Source organism: Streptococcus mitis (assembly GCA_001560895.1).
Lineage (GTDB): Bacteria > Bacillota > Bacilli > Lactobacillales > Streptococcaceae > Streptococcus > Streptococcus mitis_Q.
Genome location: CP014326.1, coordinates 1,524,055 through 1,539,627 on the forward strand (window position 1 = coordinate 1,524,055; position 15,573 = coordinate 1,539,627).

General features: G+C 41.7%; 13 protein-coding genes. All 13 read right to left on the bottom strand.

Annotated elements, in window-relative coordinates; translation table 11 throughout:
• Positions 1 to 124: 124 nt before the first annotated feature.
• Complete coding sequence (locus tag AXK38_07320; GenBank protein AMH89059.1) at positions 125 to 1,000, bottom strand: damage-inducible protein CinA; 876 nt, start codon at positions 998 to 1,000, stop codon at positions 125 to 127.
• 237 nt (positions 1,001 to 1,237) lie between these two features.
• Positions 1,238 to 1,789: a GNAT family acetyltransferase gene (locus tag AXK38_07325; GenBank protein ID AMH89060.1), complete on the bottom strand. Its 552-nt coding sequence runs from the start codon at positions 1,787 to 1,789 to the stop codon at positions 1,238 to 1,240.
• A gap of 445 nt (positions 1,790 to 2,234) precedes the next feature.
• Positions 2,235 to 3,059, bottom strand: coding sequence for an NAD(+) synthetase (locus tag AXK38_07330; protein ID AMH89061.1), 825 nt, complete (start codon positions 3,057 to 3,059; stop codon positions 2,235 to 2,237).
• Positions 3,056 to 4,516 (bottom strand): nicotinate phosphoribosyltransferase, encoded by a 1,461-nt coding sequence (locus AXK38_07335; protein AMH89062.1) that lies wholly within the window; start codon positions 4,514 to 4,516, stop codon positions 3,056 to 3,058. Before AXK38_07335 ends, AXK38_07330 begins: the two co-directional genes overlap by 4 nt.
• A 463-nt stretch (positions 4,517 to 4,979) precedes the next feature.
• Positions 4,980 to 5,378, bottom strand: a complete 399-nt coding sequence (locus AXK38_07340) for a GNAT family acetyltransferase (GenBank protein ID AMH89664.1) — start codon at positions 5,376 to 5,378, stop codon at positions 4,980 to 4,982.
• A gap of 112 nt (positions 5,379 to 5,490) precedes the next feature.
• Entirely contained in the window at positions 5,491 to 6,855 is a 1,365-nt protein-coding gene (locus AXK38_07345) for an amino acid transporter (GenBank protein ID AMH89063.1), read from the bottom strand.
• Between the two features lie 75 nt (positions 6,856 to 6,930).
• Positions 6,931 to 7,413, bottom strand: a complete 483-nt coding sequence (locus tag AXK38_07350) for a transcription elongation factor GreA (GenBank protein AMH89064.1) — start codon at positions 7,411 to 7,413, stop codon at positions 6,931 to 6,933.
• 61 nt (positions 7,414 to 7,474) lie between these two features.
• Complete coding sequence (locus AXK38_07355) at positions 7,475 to 9,235, bottom strand: aminodeoxychorismate lyase (protein ID AMH89065.1); 1,761 nt, start codon at positions 9,233 to 9,235, stop codon at positions 7,475 to 7,477.
• A 122-nt stretch (positions 9,236 to 9,357) separates the two neighbouring features.
• Complete coding sequence (locus AXK38_07360; protein ID AMH89066.1) at positions 9,358 to 9,915, bottom strand: GNAT family acetyltransferase; 558 nt, start codon at positions 9,913 to 9,915, stop codon at positions 9,358 to 9,360.
• Positions 9,912 to 10,373 (bottom strand): GNAT family acetyltransferase, encoded by a 462-nt coding sequence (locus tag AXK38_07365; protein AMH89067.1) that lies wholly within the window; start codon positions 10,371 to 10,373, stop codon positions 9,912 to 9,914. Before AXK38_07365 ends, AXK38_07360 begins: the two co-directional genes overlap by 4 nt.
• 9 nt (positions 10,374 to 10,382) lie before the next feature.
• Complete coding sequence (locus tag AXK38_07370) at positions 10,383 to 11,717, bottom strand: UDP-N-acetylmuramate--alanine ligase (protein AMH89068.1); 1,335 nt, start codon at positions 11,715 to 11,717, stop codon at positions 10,383 to 10,385.
• Positions 11,718 to 11,727: 10 nt separating this feature from the next.
• Entirely contained in the window at positions 11,728 to 12,345 is a 618-nt protein-coding gene (locus tag AXK38_07375) for a cystathionine gamma-synthase (GenBank protein ID AMH89069.1), read from the bottom strand.
• A 47-nt stretch (positions 12,346 to 12,392) separates the two neighbouring features.
• Positions 12,393 to 15,491, bottom strand: coding sequence for an RNA helicase (locus tag AXK38_07380; protein AMH89070.1), 3,099 nt, complete (start codon positions 15,489 to 15,491; stop codon positions 12,393 to 12,395).
• Between the last annotated feature and the right edge of the window lie 82 nt (positions 15,492 to 15,573).

Sequence of the window (15,573 nt, forward strand, 5' to 3'; positions counted from 1 at the left end):
CTATCGCGGAAAAATCTGTCATTGATTTATTGATTTACAAAAACTCCAACCACGCTTTGCGAACCTCGTCTTTGCTGGTTTCTCTGTATTTTTTAGTTCCAAGAATGCCATTATTGTGAAGTTCTTACAATAGTGCCTCAAACTCAGCGACGGTCATGCCTAATTGCGCACTCGCAACCTCTGCTGTTAAAAGATGCTGGCGAACAAGATTTACTAACCCTTTTTTTAGTCCCTGTTCAACACCTTCTGCCCTAGCTGTTTCCAAGGCATAGTCCTGCGCTAACAAGGCTTGTTCTTCGCGTCTGCGTTGTTCACTAAACATTTTCCTGTCCTCCTCGGACCAGCTCTTATAGTCCAGCAGTTGGTCTGCTTGGCTGATGGCTCGCTCGGGTTCTTGAGTAAAGGGTTTATTCCCGAAAAACTCCAACCACGGCTTACGAACCTCGTCTTTGCTGGTTTCTCTATATTTTTTTAGTTCTAAGAACGCCATCTTGACTAGATGGTTTTCTTGTCCATTATTGGTGATGGTTAAGACCTCACCTGTCGTGTCCTCTCGCATGCTAAAGCTGTGAAAGGCTAAATCATCTGAAAAGTAATTACTGTCTACGATAGCGATAGCATATACTGGTGCAATATGTTTATAACTCTGGTGAGTATCACCTTCACGTTGACAAATTTTTTCTAGGTTTTGATTGACCTGACTGCAAAGGTAAGCCCACAGACGATTGATGAAAAAATTCTGATGATGGACTTGTATTTCGATAATAACCTGTGTCCCATTGTCCAACTCCGCTAAGACATCTATACTGGTATAGAAATCCTGAGCCGAGTACGGCAGGGAAGGCAAGACGTGAATGTTGCTTCCCTCCAAAATGGTTACATTTTTAGCTGGTAAGTCCAGCATATCGCGAATAAATTGACAAGTGATTTCCGGATTGCTGAAAATTTTCTTAGCTACCAAATCATTGGTCGGGCTAATGCCCGGATGTCTGAGAATCATCCTTTTCCTCCTTTTATTATACCACAGTTTTATACTCAATGAAAATCAAAGAGCAAACTAGGAAACTAGCCGCAGGCTGTACTTGAGTACGGCAAGGCGACGTTGACGTTGTTTGAATTTGATTTTCGAAGAGTATTAAATCTAGTTTTACTAGATTCACTGACTCTATCTATTTATTCGGAAAAGAAAGGATAAATGAAAAAAATAAGAACAGCGGATAAGCAATAAATTTTAAGCTTAACAGTCTTCCCTACTTACCTGATAATAAATAAGATCAGCAAGATAGCCTTTTCTCTCTACACCATTGGTAATAGTCTTGAGATAGGACATTCCAGCCTTCTCCATAACACGACCTGAAGCTGGATTGAGACTGGCATATCGTGCTCTAACTTTTTTAAAGCCTGCTTGAGTAAAACAAAAATCTAAGACAGCTTTTAAGGCCTCTATCATCATCCCAAGTCCCCAGTAAGCCTTGCCTAAAACATAGCCAATTTCACAAGAAGAATCGTTCTCATCCATTTCAACGATGCTGATATCTCCTATCACTTGCTCTGGGTTTTCTTTTAGGCAAATGGCCCATTTGTAATAGTTGGGATTGGTATAGGAGGCAACCCAATTACGAATCGAGTTTCGAGTCACCTCGACATCAGGATGAGGTTCCCAGGTGACGTAGGTTAGATTCTCAGCAGATGAAGCCCAATTCTGAAACATGGCTTCTGCATCACTTTCCACAAATCGTCTCAAAACCAAACGGTCTGTCTGCAAGATTTGCGTACCGATAGCTTTCATGTCACTACCTCGCTTTCTAATAGATGATTCTCTGTCCAGTCAGCATTGAAATTTGTTTTGCTTTTGAATTTCAAGGCTCAAGCTAAAAAGATCCACTGGACCTTCCTCGCTTACTTGTTTACATGCTCGGGGTAAAAATGTCCTCCAGACCTTCTCTCACTTTCTTATTTCAAGGTGAGAGGCTGAAAACCTCCACTGGAGGTTCCTCATTTTCTTATTTCTAAACTCGGGGTAAAAAGGTCCCCCGGACCTTCTTCGCTTTCTCATTTCTAGGCTCAGGGTAAAAAACTAAACTCATTAATAGCTAGAAAACAAGTTTTTCATCTAGTTCCTTAACGCAGTCGCTGTCTGGTTTGAAATGCGCTTTACCAAGCTTTTTCAAACCTAGTCATCGTTGCGGGGGTGAGACAACGAAATCGAACTCTTCGAGTTACCGATTTCTGTCTCACTCCCAAAAGTCATCAAATACGGTGATTGGTAGGTGGCGTTTGTGTTGGCCTTTGTGCCACCAGTTTTCAATTCTTGCTTGTGCTTCTGGGCTGATTGTTTTGCCTTCTAGGTAGTCGTCAATCTCTTCATAAGTGACTCCAAGTGCAACTTCGTCAGCCAGACCTGGTTTGTCTTCTTCTAGGTCTGCTGTTGGGATTTTTTCATAAAGGGCTGGGTCTGCACCAAGTTCCTTCAAAAGTTGTTTTCCCTGGCGTTTATTGAGGCGGAAAAGAGGTAAAATATCCGCACCACCGTCACCAAACTTGGTAAAGAAACCTGTGATATTTTCCGCAGCATGGTCTGTTCCAATGACCGCTCCGCTATGGGAACCTGCAAGGGCATATTGGGCAATCATACGGCAACGAGCCTTGATATTGCCCTTGTTGAAGTCTGAAACAGGGCTTTCTGTCGCTTCAACTGCAGCTGTCATAGCATCTGCAGACTCCTTAATATTCACCACTAAACTGACATCTGGCTGGATGAAGGCTAGTGCTTTTTGAGCATCTGCTTCATCAGCTTGCACTCCATATGGCAGGCGAACAGCGATAAATTTATAGCTGGCATCTCCTGTTTCAGCTCGCAGTTCTTCCATAGCCAGTTGGGTCAAGCGACCTGCCAAGGTTGAGTCCTGACCTCCAGAAATCCCTAGTACAAAGGTTTTTAGGAAGGGATGTTTTTTCAGGTATCTCTTTAAGAAATCAATGGAACGACGGATTTCTTCCTGGGCATCAATCACTGGTTTGACACCCAGTTGCTGAATAATAGTCTCTTGCAAACTCATTCTTCTTCTCCTTCACCAAGGGCTTCCTTGCGCATCTTGTCAATCAAGTCCATCTTGTCTTGCCATACATCACGCGCCAAATCCACTGGATAATGCTGCGGATTCAGCACACGCTTGTACTCATCCCACAACTTGTCAAATTCCTTACGGGCATAAGCCTGAATCTCAGTCAAACTAGGCAGCTTGTAGATCAACTTCCCGTCTTTGAAAATATCCACCAATAGAGGAACAGCGTCAAAATTACGAACGGTCTTCTTGATGTAAGTATAGGTCGGATGGAACATCTTGATTTCTGTCATGTCGCTCACATCCACACCGTCATAAGTGATGTAGTCACCTTCTGACTTGCCTTTTTCACGACTGGTAATGCGCCACACCTGCTTCTTACCTGGCGTAGACACTTTTTCCGCATTATTAGACAGCTTGATGGTATTGCGCATGTTACCATTCTCATCTTCGATCGCCACAATCTTGTAAACTGCACCAAGAGCTGGTTGGTCATAGGCTGTAATCAGCTTGGTTCCCACACCCCAGACATCAATCTTGGCCTTTTGCATCTTGAGGTTGAGGATAGTATTTTCATCTAGGTCATTTGAAGCATAAATCTTAGCCTCTGTAAAGCCAGCCTCGTCCAGTTGCTGACGGACTTTCTTAGAAATATAGGCAATATCCCCAGAGTCAATCCGCACACCCATAAAGTTAATCTTGTCACCCAGCTCACGCGCCACCTGAATGGCAGCTGGCACACCGATACGAAGGGTGTCATAGGTATCCACAAGAAAGACGCAATTTTTATGGGTTGCAGCGTAAGCCTTGAAAGCCTCATAGTCGTTACCATAAACCTGTACCAAAGAATGGGCATGGGTCCCCAAAACAGGAATATTAAAGAGTTTACCAGCACGCACGTTGCTAGTTCCATTGGCACCACCAATCACCGCTGCGCGTGTTCCCCAGATAGCCGCATCCATCTCTTGAGCCCGACGTGTCCCAAACTCCATTAAAGGTTCATCTTCGATGACCGAACGAATACGAGCTGCCTTAGTCGCCACCAAGGTCTGGTAGTTGACGATGTTCAAAAGGGCTGTTTCAACCAACTGGCATTGGGCTAGAGGGCCTTCTACCTGCACAATAGGCTCATTAGCAAAAACCAAATCCCCTTCTTGGGCAGAACGAACCGTCAACTCCAACTTGAAATTGCGGAGATAGTCCAAGAATGCCCCATGATAGCCCAACGACTCCAAATAGGCAATATCACTATCTGAAAAACGCAAATCTTCAAGATAGTTCACAATTCTTTCCAAACCAGCAAAAACCGCATAGCCGTTTTTAAAAGGCTGTTGGCGGAAATAAACCTCAAAAACTGCCTTCTTATTGTGAATCCCTTGGTCAAAGTAAACCTGCATCATGTTAATCTGGTACAAGTCCGTGTGCAATGTCAAACTATCATCTGGATACATACTTTTCCTACTTTCTTAGCTAGAAACACATGAAATTTTTCAAAAACTTTCATGTATTCCAATAAATTAGTACTATTATATCACATTTAGCTGGATTGAGAAAAGAGTAACAAGCTATTCACCACTCTCCAGTTCATCCATATCTTGTTCAAACTTTTTCTGAGCCCATTCGACATAACTTAATGCAATATATAAATGTCATTTTGTAATATTTTGTTAACAAAAAACTCTCTACCACAAAAAATAGAGAGTGTTGAGTTTAAATATAGGATTTTAAAATATCGACGACATCACTTCTTTTCTTAATCTGATAGGACTTAATTCCCAATTTCTCAGCTGCCATTTTATTGTCCTCAATATCGTCTAGAAAGACACAATTTTTAGAATTTAACTGGTATTTATCGAGAATCTCCTTCATACTTATGTCAAGAACCCCTCTCTGCCTTATACTTTCATATTCTCCTTACAAATCCTTTTGGTAATAAAATCTTTTCCCTATGTAGGGATAGTCTTGCAAAGCAAAGACTTCCTTGTATCCATGTTTCTGATAAAAGTCTGGCGCCTGAAACTGGTAAGTATTGACAAAGGCAAAACGACAGTTTCGATTCTTAGCTTCACTTTCTACCTGCCTCAATAGTTTTGAACCGATTCCTTGCCCTCTCAGTTCCTCTTTTACAAATAAATACTCAATTTCTAGCCAATTTCCAAAAGTCTCTGCTATCAAACCTGCCAGGAGATTGCCCTTTTCATCTTCGACATAAAGATTAAGTGGCTCACTTTCAGCCTCTTCTCTTTTTGAACGGTTATAAGCACGAATCAGATTCCCTATTTCTTGTGATTTATGGGATTCCTTATTTTCCAATCTAAAATACATCTAAACCTCCTAAAACACTATTACAGCTTGATTATAGTCTTATTTCAATAGACTGTCAAACTAGCAAAAACCCACCAACCTGAGTTGATGAGTTTTTAATCTATTTTCTAAATTTCCACTGGCTATAAATACCGAAACCGATAATCCAGATAGCTGAGCCGATTGCTCCTACAAATGTAGACTCTTGTAAAAAGAGGGTTACAAAGACAAAGGCAAAGAAGAGCATTGTTAAAGGATTTAAGAAACGATAGTGGGGCATGAGATAGCCATCCGCCATAAAGTCTGCTGACTTGCGGTATTTAAGGTGAGCCACCATAATCAAGATGTAAATGGCGATATAAACACCTGATGATGATGCTGTAATCAAGGCAAAGGCATCCGAAACACCTGGCAAGACATTAATAAAGGCTGCTAGGGCAATCAAGATTGCTGAAGCGATGATGGCATTTTGTGGCACATTGTGGCGAGAAAGAGTATCCGCCTTGATAGCCTTCAAGAATGGATTTGGCGAATCATGGGCAATCTGGTACAAATGACGTCCTGTTGAATAAAGGGTTGAGTTAAGAGCAGATGCTGCTGAGGTCAAAACAACGAAGTTAATCAAGGCTGCTGCCCATTTGATACCTGCCAATTCAAATACTGTAACAAAAGGAGAATCAGCCGATGCAAGTTCACGCCAGGGAATAATAGACATAATGGCCAAGAGAGCTCCACCGTAGAAAAAGACGATTCGCAAAGGAATTTCCTTAACGGCTTTTGGCAAGACCTGGCGTGGATTTTTTGTTTCAGAAGTCGTTACCCCGATAAACTCAATCATGAGGTAGGCAAAGAAAACCATCTGGAAGGCCATGACAAAGTTCACTCCACCATTTGGGAAGAGAGAGAAATTGTCGGCAATATTAGCTAAACTTGCTACTCCATGAGGCGTTTTAAAGCCTGTCAAGACCATAAAGACTCCTGTGGCGATCATGGCTAAAATAGCCACAATCTTGACCATAGCAAACCAAAATTCAACTTCCCCAAAGAGCTTCACCGCAATCAAATTGACCAAGGCTAGAATGGTCAAAAATCCAATCTCAATCATCCAACTTGGCCAGCTAGGGAACCAGAACTGAACATAGTGAGCGATAGCTGTGATTTCCGCCATACCGATAAAGACAACGGATAGCCAGTAAGACCAGACTGAAAAATATCCCCAGCCCTTACCCAAATGGCGCGTGATAAAGTTGATAAAGGTGTGTTGCTCAGGGTCTTGGTAGAGCATTTCCCCAACCGCACGCATCATGAGGAACATAAAAGCCCCAGTAATCATATAAATCAGTACAATGGAAGGACCTGTTAGGCTGATAGAGCGACCTGCTCCCAAAAAGAGCCCTGTTCCGATTGTTCCAGCAATGGCCATAACCTGCACGTGACGATTAGTCAGACCACGCTCCATCTTATTTTTTTTCTTCTTTGAACTCATAACGTCTCCAATTCAATTTAAAATGGAAAAAGGAGTGAGTGAAGCGCATCGCCTCCCCACTCCTTTTTTTTGTTTTTAGGCTGTTTTTTCAACCTTTAAGATTTTTACATCATAGCTACCAACAGGTGTTTCAATGGTTGCTGTATCACCTGTTTTCTTGCCAATCAAGGCTTGTCCAATTGGGCTTTCATTTGAAACTTTACCTGCAAAGGCATCCGCACCAGCTGAACCTACGATAATATAAACTTCTTCTTCATCCTCACCAATTTCTTGGATAGTGACTGTTTTACCAATCGCTACTTCGTCTTGAGCAACTGAATCGCTATTGACGATTTCAGCATAGCGAATTTTTGTTTCCAAGCTAGAGATTTGTCCTTCGACAAAGGCTTGTTCATCCTTAGCTGCTTCATATTCACTGTTTTCAGAAAGGTCACCGTATGAACGGGCAATCTTAATGCGTTCTACCACTTCTGGACGGCGGACCAATTTCAATTCTTCTAATTCTTTTTCAAGTTTTTCCTTTTCCGCTAGGGTCATAGGATATGTTTTTTCTGCCATTTTTCTCAACTTTCTTCTAATGATATTCTCTAAAGAAAATTATGTGAAGCATCACATAATTTTAGTTTGTTTGGTTTAACTTGCTATTGACATGTTCAGCGACATTACGATCATGCTCCTCCTGAGTAGCAGCATAATAGACCTTGCCATCTGTAACATTAGCTACAAAGTATAAGTTATCACTCTTAGTCTGATTAATACTTGCCTCAATGGCATCCAAACTTGGACTATCTACTGGACCTGGCATCAAACCAGCTTTCGTATAAACATTATACGGTGAATTAATTGTCGTATCAATTCCAGCATCATCAGCAAGACTAATCTTCTGACCAAGTTTTCCTTGGGCATACAAGATGGCAATATTGCTTTGAAGTGGCATACCAAGATTCAAGCGATTGTAGAATACACCTGCAATCAACTTACGATCTTCAGTCTTAGCACCTTCTTTTTCAACAAGTGACGCAATTGTTAGCAATTCATTGACTGTCAAATTTTTAGACTTGATTGCACTATAATGAGGTGCCAAAGTCTTATCCATAGCTGCCAGCATCTCATCAATCAAGCTTTCAATAGTTGTGCTTTCCTTGATAGAGTATGTAGCTGGGAAGAGGAAACCTTCTAAACGGTAACGAACGCCACTTTCCTTTGTAGGCAAGCTTTCAAGTAGACTAGGATATTTGGCAACTTCTTGGCTGATAAAGTTCTCATCTTGAACTTTAGCTAGAAAGGCATCAGCTGTCAAAGGCTCTTTGAAGTCACCTTGCAATTGACCTACCGCTTGTGCAATTTGATCAATCGTATAACCTTCTGGAATTGTTAAATTCGCAAGAGCAGGTTCTTGAGCTTCAGCTGTTCCACCTTTTTGTAGTTCGTGGATGATGTCTTCTGTACTCATGCTCTTTTGCAAATTGTAATAGCCAGACTTCAAATCTGAATAATTTTTATATTTCGCATAAAAAGCAAAAATCACTCCATGTTTAATCAAGCCAGACTTTTCAAGAGTTGAACCAATTGTTTGAACATTGGCTCCTTCTGGGATTTGCACTGTCACATATTGTTTAGATGAAGCATCCACAGGCTGTAAAGACGACTGAACATACTGATAACCGAAGTAACCACCTGCTGAAATCAAGCCTAGGAAAATTAGTAAAGAAATAAAGAAGGCCTTGAATCCTGATTTTTTCTTCTTAGTAGGCTGAACTGTCTCACGACGGCTACGACGTGGAGTTACAGGCGTTTCTTCTACAGCTTTCTTTTCCACTACTTTCTTTTCCACTACTGGTTGTGAAGTAGGAACTTCTTTTTTTACTACTTCTTTCTGCCCTTCTGTCTTATAAGAAACAGCTACCCTTGTTGGAATTTCATTAAATTCCTTTTCTACTTTTCTAGGACTAACAGGTCCTGAAACTGGTCTTGATACTCCCTCAGCTGACGGAGCAGAAGGTCCTTCTTGACTCGGATGACTAGGAGCAAGTGGAGCTTGTCTTACAGCCTCTTCTGCGGGAGAAGAAGGAACATCTTGACTTGGATGGCTTGGAGCAGTAAGAGTTTCTCTTTTTATCTCATTTGATGGAGATGCTGATAAATCTTGGCTGGGGTGAGTCGGCACGGTAGGAGCGTTTCTCATAATATCCTCTACAGCTGATAGAGAATCTTCCATCAAATCTTCTATTGACTGATCATTTTTAGAAGAAAGTTGGGGTTTTATTGAAGCTAAATTAACTTCTTCCTGATCTTCTTCATATTTTTTGACGCGTTCTAAATCACGTAAAATCTGCTCTTTAAAGCTTAATTTTTCGTCTTCTCTTGGCTTTTCACTCAAAAGTTTATCCTCCTCGTTGACAATCCATAATATTATATCTTAAAAACGAAAGAAAAGCAACCTAGCATGCTTTTCTAGCTTATTTTTTATACTCAATGAAAATCAAAGAACAAACTAGGAAGCTAGCCGCCAGCTGTACTTGAGTACGGTAAGGCGACGCTGACGTGGTTTGAATTTGATTTTCGAAGAGTATTAGCTTCCCAGACCATATCATACCAAGTTTCCCCTGCAAAGGTTGACTGGGACAGGCCTTCATTGACAAATCCATGTTTTTCATAGTAAGCGATGAGATAGTCATGACAGGTTAGATTAATGCCTTCTCTTTCGTGTTCAAGAGCCAACTCTTTCAAAGCTGTTAGTAATTTCTGACCAAGTCCAAGTCCCTGTGCTTCCTTTGCAATAGACAGACAGGTCACAGAGATATAGCCACCAGGATTATGACTATAATCTTCTATCTCTTCTGTAAAGGACTGGTCTTGCAGATGGCGATGGGGGCCAACTGGCCCTTCTATATAACCTATGATTCTACCCTCTTTTTCTGCAACCAGAAAAGAGGTCTGAATTTCTCGCAAATGCGCTTCAAAAACAGAGTGAGGAATGGCTTCTTCAACCGAGAAATTTTCTAGTTCAATCTCGACAATCCGATCCAAATCTTCTAATCTTGCTTGTCTAATTTTCATTGTGCCTCCAGATAAAAAGGATTAAACCAAATCATACTATAACCCTGACTAGTTGCATAAAGGGAAGTTTCTTCATCAATGAAACCGTTCATTTCAAAATAAGAAAGCAACTCATCAGGACTCTCCAAACGGAGCCCTTTGTAATCCAGCTCAACTGCCACCTCTTTCAAGGCTGCAAGAAGAAGTGTTCCCAAGCCCTGTCTCTGATGGTCAGACTCGATGACTAAAGAATGTATTTTTAGACATTGCGGATTGTCTGACTGAGGCCTTGATAGAATATAGCCTAAAAGTTGATTTTCATCCCTAGCTAGAAGAAAGGTATCCGCACACTTACGGATACTTTCTTCTAAAATATGGGAAGGTTGCTGCTTTTCAGCTGGAAAAGACGAAGTTTGAATTGCCTCTATCTCAGCCAAATCAGACTTACTTGCCTGAATGATCTTAATTGGAATTTCCATGGGAACTTCCTATTGAACATTACTTGTCAGGTTAGACAAGAGACGCTCAAATGAGTATTCATAGGTTTGGATATCTCCTGCTCCCATAAAGACATAAACAGCATTGTCATGGTCTAGGAGTGGAGATACATTTTCAACAGTGATCACTTGATGTTTCTTGTCAATCTTATTGGCTAGGTCTTCTACCTTGACATCACCATGGTCCACTTCACGAGCTGACCCATAAATCTGTGCTAGGTAAACAGCATCTGCTTGGTTTAAAGCATGAGCAAAGTCGTCCAACAAGGCAATGGTTCTTGTAAAGGTATGCGGTTGGAAGATTGCTACGATTTCCTTGCTTGGGTATTTTTGACGAGCCGCATCCAAGGTCGCAATGATTTCTGTTGGATGGTGGGCAAAATCATCGATAATCACTGTGTCATTGACAATTTTCTCAGTGAAACGACGCTTAACACCGGCAAATGTTTTCAAGTGCTCACGCACCAAGTTCAAATCAAATCCTGCTGTGTAAAGAAGACCAATAACTGCTGTCGCATTCATGATATTGTGACGACCAAAGGTTGGAATGTGGAATTGACCCAATTCTTGTCCACGGAAGTGAACTGTGAAGGTTGAACCAGTTGTTGAACGAAGGAGATCGCTAGCTACAAAGTCATTGCCTTCAGCTTCAAAACCATAATAATAAATCGGAGCATCAGACGTAATTTTACGCAATTCCGCATCTTCACCATAGACAAAAAGACCCTTAGTAATTTGTTTGGCATAGTCATTAAAGGCATTGAAAACATCCTCTAGACTTGTGAAATAGTCTGGATGGTCAAAGTCAATGTTAGTGATAATAGAGTATTCTGGATGGTAAGGCATAAAGTGACGCTCATATTCGTCAGATTCAAAGACAAAATATTTGGCATTGGCCGAACCACGACCTGTTCCATCTCCAATCAAGAAGCTGGTGTCTGTGATGTGAGACAAGACGTGAGACAACATGCCTGTCGTTGAAGTTTTTCCATGTGCTCCTGCTACCCCCATGCTAACAAAGTCACGCATAAAGCTACCTAGGAACTCATGGTAACGTTTGTAACTGATGCCATTTTGGTCCGCATAGGCAATTTCGACGTTATTATCTGGACGGAAGGCATTTCCAGCGATAATTTCCATATCACCGTCTAGATTCTTTTCATCAAAAGGAAGAATGGTAATTCCTGCCTGCTCAAGACCACGTTGAGTAAAGTAGTACTTTTCAACATCTGATCCCTGTACCTTATGACCCATTTGGTGCAACATCAAGGCCAAGGCACTCATCCCTGATCCCTTAATTCCGATAAAATGATATGTCTTTGACATGTTTCCTCCCCTATTCTGTAATTCTGGTCAGATTCAACTCTTGGGCAACCCGACGTTCTTGTTCTGTTTGTTTACTTTTTTTATTGTAGATTTGGCTCTTCTTTAGAAAATCATAATTATTTTTCTTTGGGCCTGAAGTTTCTTTTGGCTCAGCTTGAGTCGAAATATTGCTCACTTCTTCCGCCAAGATGTAATGAGACTGGGTCAATTTTTGACTATATTTGACAAATTCACCAGGATTTTCCTTTTGGAAAGGCGCGGTAGGTTGATTGCCCTTTCTAACTAGACTTGGCTGAGAATGGCGTCTTGTAGGAGTGATGTCCTTAGTAAGATAACTTGCTGAGCGTTTCTTCTTCAAATCCGCACGCGCTTCTTCACGCGCCACCTCCGCATAGCTCTTTCCTTCTTTTCTTACCCCTAAAGGAGCCTTTTTAGTTTTCTCTACTTGCTTTTCAATCGGTTTGACTGGTGTTTCTTCAGCAATAGGAGCCCATTCTAAATAATTTTTATCTCGATACTCACCCTTGATATTACTGATCAGATCAGACTCATCATAGAGATTCATGACTGGCATTTCAGTCAACATGACCTCGTCATCTGACACCAATGGAAATCGTTCTTGTTTCATTTTCTATTTCCTTTCAACACTTCATTATAGCGTATTGTCTTGATTTTTCAAGTGCTGACTTCAGAAATTCCCAAAATTTCTCTAATTTCTGCTAGGGTCATGCTGCCACGTGACTCTGTTCCGTCCAATACTTGTGACACCAGATGTTTCTTTTGTTCTTGTAGTTCCTGAATTTTTTCTTCGATAGTTCCTTTAGTTACCAAGCGATAGACCTCAACCATTTCCTCTTGTCCCATCCGATGGGCACGGCCAATGGCTTGCGCTTCCACCGCAGGATTCCACCAAAGGTCAACCAAAATAACCGTATCAGCACCTGTCAGGTTCAGACCGACCCCACCTGCCTTGAGGGAAATCAGAAAGGCATCTCGTTCCCCTTGGTTAAAGGCCTTGGTCATATCTTGTCTTTCCTTGGCTGGGGTCGAACCTGTAATTTTAAAGGAAGTCAAGCCCAAGCCTGGCAATTCTTGTTCAATTTTCTCCAGCATTCCCTTAAACTGGGAGAAAATCAAAACACGGTGTCCGCCGTCTGCCACCTGGACCAGCAGGTCTCGGAGACTATCTAGTTTGCCGCTAGCTCCCTGATAATCTTCCATAAATAGGGCAGGAGTGTCACAGATTTGACGCAAGCGCATCAGACCAGACAAGATTTCCACTCGACTACGCTGAAATTCCTGATCTGACACCTGAGCTAAACGGTCTCGCATCTGTTGCAACTGGGCTAGGTAGATAGCCTTTTGCTGGTCTTCCAGTTCATTCTTATAAACCACTTCAATCAAGTCTGGCAATTCAGTCAGAACTTCATCTTTCTTGCGTCGCATCACGAAAGGCTTGATAAACTGAGCCACTCGCTCTGCTGGCAATTTCATAAATTCTTTCTTGCTTGGCAAAAGTCCTGGCATGACGATTTGGAAAATAGACCACAGCTCACCTAGATGGTTTTCAATAGGAGTCCCTGACAGGGCAAAAACTGACGGCACCACAAACTGTCTCAAGGTCTGAGCAATCTTGGTCTGGGCGTTCTTCATTACCTGAGCCTCATCTAAGAAAAGGAAGTCAAAGGCCATCCCCTGATAAAGATCACTGTCCTGACGGAAGGTAGCATAACTAGTCACATAGATTTGATGGCTCTCGACAAGAATCTCTTCTCGACCAGATTTCAAACCATGAACAACAGCCACATCCAACTGTGGAGCAAATTTCTGAAATTCATCTGCCCAGTTGTAGATTAAACCTGACGGTGCTAAAATCAAAACTCGACTTTCTTTTGTCACTTGACTGGTCAAAAAAGCAATAGTCTGCAGGGTTTTACCAAGTCCCATATCATCAGCCAAAATTCCACCAAAACCATAATGATGGAGCATTTGCAGCCAGCCGATTCCCTTTTCCTGATAATCTCGTAAATCAGCCTGAACCTGAGTTGCCTGTCGAGGAAAATCCTCTGGATGCGTCAAATCCTGGGCCAGATTCTGGAATTCTTGTGAAAAAGAAACACGGTCACGCCCTTCAAAGAGATGAGCTAAACTGTAGGCCAAGGATTTTCGAGCCTGCAAAGCCCCATCTTTTAATTCAAGCTGCCCCAGTTCCTGTAGATTTTGGCGAATTTTCTTAGTTTCTTCATCAAAAAAGTAAACTTGATTGGACGAGTCAATGTAAAAATCCTTGTTGGCAACCAAGGCCTGCATGGCTTGGTCAATTTCCTCTTGGGCAATATCTTGAAAATCAAACTGGATTTCCAAGAGGCCTCCCTTGGAAGCAATCTGCACTTGAGGGCTTGCTAGGCTATAGAGTTCTTCTAACTTGTCTGATAGGTCAACATTCCCGAGTTTTTCAAATACTGGAATGATTTCGTGGAAGAAATGATAAACAGACTCCGCTTTTAGGGCCTGACGCCAAGATTGAAAGTCTGCTTCAAAACCTGCAACCAAACAGACTTGGAAAACTCTTTCTTCTAAATCAGCATCACTCGAAAATGGTAATTCTTCTAGCTCTTGTCTGCTAGATACCTGTCTATTTCCATAATCAAATTGAATTTCTAAACGAATCCGATTATCCTCTTCCCTATCAAAGTAAAAAGAGGGCGCAAAAGTTTTGATTTGTAAGCGTTCTGGAGCTGAAACGGTCCCCATTTGGCTAAAAAGAGTTAAACAAGAAGCTAACTTATCTCGATCACTACTATCAAATTGTAGATACTTCTTTCCATGCTGATCCAAAGGCAGTGCTTTGATTTCCTGGAGAAGACGCGTCTGCTGATCTGTTAGAAAATAAACCTGTCCTTTATGAAACAGCACAGCTCCCTGATAAAAGGCATTGACCCGTGGACTCTCGCTGATTTCCATTTCAAAATAATCCGAGTATTCTGTTACTGTAAAGGCAAATAAATTAGCATCAGCATGCATATCCTGAAAAAAGAAAACCTGATAGCTATCCACTTGGTGGTCAAATTGAAAATGGGACAAGGTCATCAGTAAATTCACACCCTGCTCAAAAAAGGTCAGAGGGAAAAAGAGGTGCCGACCTTGATTTTGGAAAAAGAGGTCTGGAGCCTGTCCTTCCTCCATCAGTCCTCGCAAGAAAGTCAGAAGCTCTTGGCTGGCCTCATCAAAGGATTCCCAAGACAAGGACTCCTCATAGACCTTGCCAATCATATACGACTTTCTCTGCTCGACAACTTTTAAAAAGAGTGGGATATCCCGAATGACATAGTATTTTTGACTATTGATTTGCCCGATTCTCAAGGTCCACAAGATATGATTGGTTCCTGCTTCCACCTGCCCCACAGCCGATAATTCATATGCTCGGTCTGGGCTTGGAGACAAGATTCGATCTAAAAATTTGCCACCCAAGGTCACCTTGGTTTCAACGGCTTCTTTTTCCTCATGACCTTCTTCCAGACTCTGCAAGATTTCCTGACCACGCTCATCATTTTTAAGAAAATGCTCCAACGCTGCCAAATGCACACAGTAGCCCCTCTTTTGGAAAAAATCGCAAGCACAAAAAACCAAATCATCCTCTAAACTATAGCGCAGTTCTTCTTCTGCAACGCGAGCGTAGAGCCGATTATTCTTTTCCTTGATGATGTCAACTTTACCAGTTTCATAAAGGGCAACGCCTTCGATACGGATTTTCCCCGGAATCAATTTAGCCATATTTTTACCTGTACCTTATCTTTTCATTATACCATATTCCCTACGAAAATAGCCTCCTAGGAAGACTTTTCTCCTAGAAGGC

Excerpts from the sequence above, each read along its gene's own strand:
- AXK38_07320 (AMH89059.1), bottom strand. The coding sequence starts at position 1,000 with ATGATTCTCAGACATCCGGGCATTAGCCCGACCAATGATTTGGTAGCT.
- AXK38_07325 (AMH89060.1), bottom strand. The coding sequence starts at position 1,789 with ATGAAAGCTATCGGTACGCAAATCTTGCAGACAGACCGTTTGGTTTTG.
- AXK38_07330 (AMH89061.1), bottom strand. The coding sequence starts at position 3,059 with ATGAGTTTGCAAGAGACTATTATTCAGCAACTGGGTGTCAAACCAGTG.
- AXK38_07335 (AMH89062.1), bottom strand. The coding sequence starts at position 4,516 with ATGTATCCAGATGATAGTTTGACATTGCACACGGACTTGTACCAGATT.
- AXK38_07345 (AMH89063.1), bottom strand. The coding sequence starts at position 6,855 with ATGAGTTCAAAGAAGAAAAAAAATAAGATGGAGCGTGGTCTGACTAAT.
- AXK38_07350 (AMH89064.1), bottom strand. The coding sequence starts at position 7,413 with ATGGCAGAAAAAACATATCCTATGACCCTAGCGGAAAAGGAAAAACTT.
- AXK38_07360 (AMH89066.1), bottom strand. The coding sequence starts at position 9,915 with ATGAAAATTAGACAAGCAAGATTAGAAGATTTGGATCGGATTGTCGAG.
- AXK38_07365 (AMH89067.1), bottom strand. The coding sequence starts at position 10,373 with ATGGAAATTCCAATTAAGATCATTCAGGCAAGTAAGTCTGATTTGGCT.
- AXK38_07370 (AMH89068.1), bottom strand. The coding sequence starts at position 11,717 with ATGTCAAAGACATATCATTTTATCGGAATTAAGGGATCAGGGATGAGT.
- AXK38_07375 (AMH89069.1), bottom strand. The coding sequence starts at position 12,345 with ATGAAACAAGAACGATTTCCATTGGTGTCAGATGACGAGGTCATGTTG.
- AXK38_07380 (AMH89070.1), bottom strand. The coding sequence starts at position 15,491 with ATGGCTAAATTGATTCCGGGGAAAATCCGTATCGAAGGCGTTGCCCTT.